The 626-nt window shown below is 76.0% G+C and carries 1 protein-coding gene; it reads right to left on the bottom strand.

Annotated elements, in window-relative coordinates:
- Positions 1 to 626: hypothetical protein (locus tag ACFQ4O_RS18145; RefSeq protein ID WP_378777834.1), on the bottom strand; the 626-nt coding region annotated here is incomplete at both ends.

Raw genomic sequence — 626 nt, 5'->3', positions numbered from 1 at the left:
CCGGCGGGGCCGCGCGGCGGCGTCGCCGCTGTCGCGCGCCGGACGGCCGGCGTCGAGGTCGGCGATCGCGCGGCGTTCGAGCCGGTGGACGTAGAGCCGGCCGTCGCGCAGCGCCACCTCGTCCTCGGCGTCGTCGGACAGGATGGCGTCCACGACGCCGTCGAGCGCGCCGTCCGCCACGTCGATGGCGCGGAAGGCGATGTCGGCGTGTTCGTTGACCGCGACCCGGACGAGGCCGAGCAACGAGGCCTGCCCCGGCGTCACGTCCAACGCGTCGTCGGGCGCCGACTGGGCGTTCGTGGTCAGGACCACGACGCGGGTCGCGGTTCCGGTTTCGCCAAGGCTCTGGACCAGATGCAGCAGGCCGACGGTGAGGTCGCGGCCGAGCACGTCGCCGTCGTGGCCTTCAAGGGGCCAGCCGTAGACCACGCCGGCGAGGCCGGAGGCCGCCGTCTCGCCGATGAGGCGCAGGAGGTCCGCCTTCTCGGTCGGCCGGACGGTCGCCGCGCCTGCCTTCGGCGCGGCGTAGGTCGCGCCCCGCGCCACCGTGATGACCTCGTCGGCGCCGGCGGCCGTGAGGTCGGCCGCAAGCGTCGCGGCGGCGTCGCTCTCGGCCAGCAGCAGCC

Origin of the sequence: Methylopila musalis (assembly GCF_042679725.1) — a bacterium.
Lineage (GTDB): Bacteria > Pseudomonadota > Alphaproteobacteria > Rhizobiales > Methylopilaceae > Methylopila > Methylopila musalis.
Note: the sequence above shows the minus strand (reverse complement) of the source record. Positions and strands in the feature narration are given on the sequence as shown.